The following is a 6,623-nucleotide window of genomic DNA, read 5'->3' as shown; positions in this document are numbered from 1 at the left end:
TATTTATCCTGATGAGATGTGCTATCAAGTGACAGCAATAAATGATTTAGTTCGTCATCTGGTGGCGAATTTAAATAGAATCGATGGAGTGAAACTGGGTATCGATAAGTCTGAAATTTTTACAGGTAGACAAGTAAAGAATTTATTAAAAAATCCTGACAATTCTACTTTAGGACGATACTTTAAAAAGCAAGAAGGAGATTTTAATCTTGAAAATTTATGAAAATAATAGAGGTTTTCAACTAGGAAATTTGCTCTATCTCTTACTACAAGCGCATAGAGATCGGATGATGGGCTATGAGGAAAGTTATGTCTTACGAACAGGATATTTTCAGTTTGCCCAAACCTTTTTTCCAAAAACCGCTGTCTTATTTTCAAAAGCAAATGGTATCGAATTAGAAGATTTTGGTTATTTTCAAGAGGCAGGTGTTGACTATTCTTCAGAAGAATTGGACTCTTTTTGTAGAGAGTATTTGATTGAACCAGTAGTAGCTGCTTCCGCTCAATTTGAAGAGAAAAATGTGACAATTGCCATTAGGAGAACGGATTTTCTCAATGAACGAAATAGAAAAAATTACGGTTATAACTCTCAGTTGTATATCTGTTCTTGTTTAGACAAGATAGCAGAAATTGAAGGGGCTGATTTTCAACATTTAACCATCCGAATTACTTCAGATGATGTTGCCTGGTGTCGCGAAGAATTGGTACCTTTTCTACATTCTCAGTACCATTTTGAAAATCCGATTATAGTTGAGGAGCAGGATATTCAAGATAACTTTTTACAACTGTATAGCTGTAACAAGTATTTCATTTGTCCCAATTCAACTTATTGTTATTGGGTAGGTTATATTTTAAGATTAGTAAAGCCTTTTGTAAAAGTGTTTGTTCCTGATTTTAATACTTTACTTGAACAAAATGGAAAACAAATTGCAGATACAAGAGGCTGGGAAGTTGTAAGTGTTGACCGTACTGGCTTTGAGTAAAAAATATAAAAGGGAAAATAGATGAACTATAAAAATATCGTTGTGACTGGTGGAGCTGGTTTCATTGGTTCAAATTTTGTTCGATACCTAAAAGAGACTTATGAGGATATTCAGATTACGATTTTGGATAATCTGACTTATGCTTCTTCGCTGAAAACAATCGAAGATTTATTGGATGATAGGGTATCGTTTTATAAACTGGATATCGCAAATGAGTTGGAATTAAGTAAGCAGATCGATGAAGGAGTTGATTTGATTGTTCATTTTGCAGCAGAATCTTTTAATGACAAGTCTTTGCACGACACGTCTGTTTTTGTGAAAAGTAATATTGTCGGGACGCACAATCTTTTAGAGCTAGCTAGAAAGTATGATATCCGTTTCCACCATATTTCAACAGATGAGGTTTACGGTGATTTTCCATTAGAAAGTAAGGATAAATTCACTGAAAAAACGCAGTACAATCCAAGTTCTCCCTATGCTGCTACAAAGGCCTCTGCTGATCTATTAGTGAAAGCATGGGTTCGTTCTTTTGGTGTTAGGGCTACGATTTCAAACTGTTCAAATAATTATGGACCCTATCAAAATCCAGAAAAATTTATCCCAAGACAAATCACTAATCTTTTAACTGGTCAGCAGGCAGTTCTATATGGAGCAGGACTGAATATTCGTGACTGGATTCATGTGAAAGACCATTGTCGAGCTATCGACACCATTATTGATAAGGGTGCGATTGGTGAGACTTACTTGATTGGGGTAAATAATGAGCGCACGAATATCGAAGTTTTACAGAAAATCTTGTTGCAGTTAGGAAGATCTCAGGAAGATTTTAAGTATATAGCAGATAGACCAGGACACGACCTTCGTTATGGAATTGACGCTGGTAAGTTATATGCTGAATTAGGTTTTACACCTCTCTACGTGGATTTTGATAAAGGCTTAAAAGAAGTTATCCATTGGTATCAAGAACATGAAGATTGGTGGCAAGAGATGATTGCGCAAAAGCAAGATGCTAAGTAAGAGTTTGTAAGAATGTTAGGAGAAGTTAAATTTGGAGAATATAATTTTTTGTTCATCTCCCTTCCAGGTTTTAGTCGCTAAAGAAGTTGTTCAGACTGTTTCAGAAGACTTTATCGGAATTTATCTAAAGATGTCAAATGATGCGAGACAGGATTTTTATGCTGAACGGATGGCAGAATTTTGTAAGGAAATCCTTGTTTTAGAAGGAAAGACAGTCTTGAATGATATTCAGGAAGCCTTAAAAGCCAGATCCATCAGCAATCTCTATCTAGCAAGTTTAGATAATCCTGTAGCTCTGAGTGTCTTTAATCCCAGCACAATGAATTTGTATACCTTTGATGATGGTAGTACTTCCATTGTACCTCTTAATCTGTATACACAAAATCTTGAGAGGGTCATTCCCTATACAAATTTTACCTTGGAAGAAATCATGTCATTGTCAAATAGACATTATACGGTATTTGAGGAGTGTATCCTTTTTCCAAAAGAGAAGCAGCTTTTTCTGAGGCTTCATCTTGAACCAAGTCATTTTCATAGGGCTAAAAATGGTAAGAAAATAAGCATTTTTCTGGGGCAATTTTTAGGCTCTCTCCTTTATCAGGAAGATTTGGAAATTACCCAAAAGCTGACTGCTAAAGTTTTAGATGAACAGAAGATTGATTACTACTATCCCCACCCTAGAGTACCTTTGAATCCTTATCAAGATAAATTAAAAGAAACTAGATTTTGCTTTGAAGAAGAAATTTATCTTTTGCTAGAGAAGTATGAGTTCGTTGAGGTACATGGTTTTTACTCAACTTCTCTTTTATTGGTCAAAGATATAGAGGGTGTATCTGTTTATGGGTATCGGACCTTTTTAACAACTCATGAATCAAATGTTTTTGCAAAACGAGGTGTGCCCTATCAAAATGTATCTCAATCGGACACACCTGTTGATATTGTCATGCCTGTCTATAATGGAGCTGAAACCATTAGTCAAACGATTGATTCTGTTTTAAATCAAACCCATCAAGCCTTTCGACTGCTCATTGTGGATGATGGTTCGACAGATAATACAGAGGAAGTATGTAAGCCATATTTAGTAGACGAGCGAATACAGTATATCAGGGAAAGTCACAAAGGGATTTCAGAAACGTTAAATCGTGGAGTAAGCCTGTCTCAAACGGATTATGTAGCCAGACAAGACGCAGATGATGTATGGATGCCTTGGCATCTCGATTTTCTCTTGCAGGAGTTAGAGAAAAATCCTCAATTAGATCTTATAGGAGCTAGAGTCGTCGCAGAAGAAGATGCGGTAACAGATAAAATCAAACGGAATCAAACACATCACTTATCAGGGGAAAAATTATGGTTAGAGCTTGCTTATCAAAATGTCTTTAATCATTCAACTGTTATTTTTAAGCGTTCTGCCTATGATGAGTCAGGAGGCTATGATTCCAAGTATGATGGATTTGAAGATTGGCATTTATGGGCTCGCATGGTCACAAAGGACAATGCTTTAGTGTTGAATGTTATGACAACTTACTATCGCTTATCGGAGCGTTATAAAAGAGAGGTGGTTTTCCGAGCAAGACTAGCAAGAAGTCGTGGATTAAGATTGGAAGATGTATTGGACTAAACTATGGTGAAAGTATTTACAATAAAAGAAGGCGTTCCTGTAAGCACTTATGGTTTTGAAAGAAGCCAATTGGCACGTCAAGAAATTTTTAAAAGTTTGGCCCTAGAGCAGGAACTCGTTATAACAAATCTGGAAAAATTTGTACCGAATTTTGTAGAAACGCTAGAAAAACTTGGTTTTGAAAACTTCTATCATGTTATTTTTGACCAGTCAGATCTGGCTAGACAAAAGCCGAGTCTAGACAAAGAATTTATTCAAGAACTAGATCATGTCAGTGAAGTCGAGTACACAACAGAGGGATATGTCGGTCTTGTTCATTATCAAAATGGCGATATAGAATGTTATACCTCTCAATTGTTGTATCGTTTCCAATATCAAGAAAATCTCTTTACTCTTTATGATAGTAAAGGGGAGTTGCTAAAAGGGGATGTGAGTGAAAATTACCATTCTTATCAAAATCTAAGAAGTGGTGAAATCTATTCCCAATGGCAGTTAGTCAGTCTCTATCTAGCTAACAATTCTACAGTGGAAGACTGTTTTATGATTGATATGGTTAATGAATATCCCCTTCAATTGAGGAAGTTTTTCCAAAATACCGGAAGAAAGCTCTTTGCTTATACTCACTACAATATCCTAGATCCCATGATGAAGTTTGTCTTGCAAGGCTGGTGTCAAAATATCGTTGCAAGCCCTGTTTTAGAGCAGTTGATAGGGAAAGAAAAGGTTCGCTTTTTACCCCCAATGTTTGTGGATCGAGTTTTGGAAAAAGAATATGCAAGAGTCACTGATTGGTGCATCGTTGGTAATATGACGATGGTCAAACGTTGTTCCTGGGCGATTGAAGCCTTTCGACAAGTGCCGGATAGCCAATTAACGATTTATGGCAACTTACCAGATGGCTATAGCCAGAAAGACTTGCCGTCGAATGTCCATTATGCAGGTTTTCTAGAAAAGGTTCCTTATGAGAAGCACCAAGGCTATCTGTCTTGTTCTATGAGTGAATGCTTTGCTAATGCGGCTGTAGAAGCATCTGCAAAGGGTTTGGTCTGTCTTTTGTCTGATACAGATTTAGCTCATAGGTATTATAAGAACCAATCCAAAGGAGTCACAACATTTGGTGATATTGGAGAGTTAATCTTGTGGCTCAATGCTTATCAAAAAGAAGGTCGTTACGCGTCAGCAACCTTTGCTAAAGACTATCAAAAAAAAGAAATAATTACTATGTATAAGTATCTATTATCGTTAGAAGTATGATATAATTGAAAGCGTGAAACTTTCTTAGTTTTATAGTTTTTAGCGCACATTTCATAGATTCAAAATATAAAAAAATAATGAAATTTTAGGAAGATGGTGTTTTATGTTTCATACTGATAGACAGGAGAAATTTTCTCTTCGTAAGTATAAAGATGGCCGAACTGATTCTAAGTTAATTGGGGCAACGATTTTGGCAACAGGTGTGGCTTTAGCAGTTGGTGCAAGTCCAGTAGCTGCTAATGTTACTTCAAATGGTATGAATGAACCCACAGTAGTAAGTGATACGTCTAAAGTTGAATCTGCAAAAGCTACGACTTTTACAGATGATACAGATGCGTCTAAAACTTTCAAAGTTGATGCAGTTTTAGATGGAGGAGTGACTGAACCAACAAAAGCTAACATCAATACTGGTGATACTGATGGTAATGATACCGTAAACTTCAAATCAGGAGCAACTGTAAATTACAAATTGGATTCTGACAAATCATTACTAAAAACAGAAACAGTAGAAGCGGGAACAGGTACAGTAACAACGCCTTACGATAAAAAAGGTCTTGCAGCTGATACAGATGGAAAAGACTACCGTGAATCAACAGTAACTAAAACTGGTGATGCTGTTAGTGAAGCTACAGGTAAAAAAGATACAGTAGAAGCGAATAATAAAGTCTATGAATATGTACGTTCTGAAGTTGAAGGTACTGATAAACCTAAGTATGACAAAACACGTTTCAATGATATCGAAGCTCCAGTGTCTCCAGAAGGAATGCATAACAAGCTAGGTGAGATTGACTATACAAAAACAAAAGGTAAAGTCTATCTTGTAGAAGAAACAGCTGATGGACAATACGGTAAGTATGTTGTAGCAGATGGCGGTGTAACTAGTGATGAAGATGCAGTGGAAAAATGGAAAGCTGGAGAAGCTACAGCCAAAGACTTTACTAAGGAAAATGTGACTCTACAAGAAGGAGACACAGTACTTGTTCTTGATAAAGACACCTACGCAACCACAAATACTGTAGAAAGAAAAAGTAAAAAAACAGGAACACCTGTCACTTATGTTGCAGTAAAAGAAAATATTTATGACGGAACTTCTACTGATATTTATGGTATGACCTATGCAATTCTTAGAGAGAATTATACAGCTATTAAAGATATAGGGGATGATAACGTCTTTGGTACTGCTGATGATAATGAAAGAAATGCAACTTCGAATGGTACGCAAACAAGAAAATCAATGGATGTTTTCGATGTGTCAGGAAGAGAGGATAAATATTCTAAATATCTTCAAAAAACACCAGATTTAAACACGTCAAATGCTTCAGTGAAAGATATATTGAAGGACGTTTTTGCAACTGGATATAGAGTTGTTGATTTCTTTACTAGTAATGCGGAAAAACCTACGGATATCGAAGCGATTAATACAGTTAAAACCAATTTAGATAACAAAGTAGATGAACTCGTTAATTATATGAAAGAGAATAATATTCGAGTTGGACTATCTAATGGTAAAGTTGGTTTTTATGTAAATGATACTTCTGCTGATAATGATTCATCTAAATTAGATCAATTTGAAAACAAAGTTAGAGATGTAAGTACGGTTTTAGATGCTTTACCTATCATTGAAAAGGTAAAAACTTCTGGTGTTGCTTCAAAAGAAGAAGGTCGAAAATACGGAGCAGTTGATGCTGATCTGTTTCCTGTTTCTAAAGATGTTATTGAAACTTATGAATTTACAACCGTAGGTGGTTTAG

The 6,623-nt window shown here is 35.9% G+C and carries 4 protein-coding genes and 2 pseudogenes; all 6 read left to right on the top strand.

The features are described 5' to 3' along the window. Nucleotides 1–223: pseudogene (locus tag D8837_RS08830) on the top strand (dTDP-4-keto-6-deoxy-D-glucose epimerase); the annotation flags it as partial. Next, the gene (locus D8837_RS08825) at nt 210–983 is read left to right on the top strand and encodes an alpha-1,2-fucosyltransferase (protein ID WP_125456822.1); all 774 of its coding nucleotides are present in this window, start codon (nt 210–212) and stop codon (nt 981–983) included. The pseudogene D8837_RS08830 and the gene D8837_RS08825, both read left to right, overlap by 14 nt. A gap of 21 nt (nt 984–1,004) precedes the next feature. Beyond that, nucleotides 1,005–2,000, top strand: coding sequence for a dTDP-glucose 4,6-dehydratase (gene rfbB, locus D8837_RS08820; protein WP_125456821.1), 996 nt, complete (start codon nt 1,005–1,007; stop codon nt 1,998–2,000). Between the two features lie 31 nt (nt 2,001–2,031). After that, the gene (locus D8837_RS08815) at nt 2,032–3,618 is read left to right on the top strand and encodes a glycosyltransferase family 52 (RefSeq protein WP_125456820.1); all 1,587 of its coding nucleotides are present in this window, start codon (nt 2,032–2,034) and stop codon (nt 3,616–3,618) included. A gap of 3 nt (nt 3,619–3,621) precedes the next feature. Beyond that, a complete protein-coding gene (locus D8837_RS08810; RefSeq protein ID WP_125456819.1) occupies nt 3,622–4,872 on the top strand; it encodes a glycosyltransferase family 4 protein in 1,251 nt (416 codons plus the stop codon). Between the two features lie 103 nt (nt 4,873–4,975). Beyond that, nucleotides 4,976–6,623, top strand: a pseudogene (locus D8837_RS08805) (YSIRK signal domain/LPXTG anchor domain surface protein); the annotation flags it as partial.

The organism is Streptococcus mitis (assembly GCF_003942965.1).
Taxonomy (GTDB): domain Bacteria; phylum Bacillota; class Bacilli; order Lactobacillales; family Streptococcaceae; genus Streptococcus; species Streptococcus mitis_BH.
Note: the sequence above shows the minus strand (reverse complement) of the source record. Positions and strands in the feature narration are given on the sequence as shown.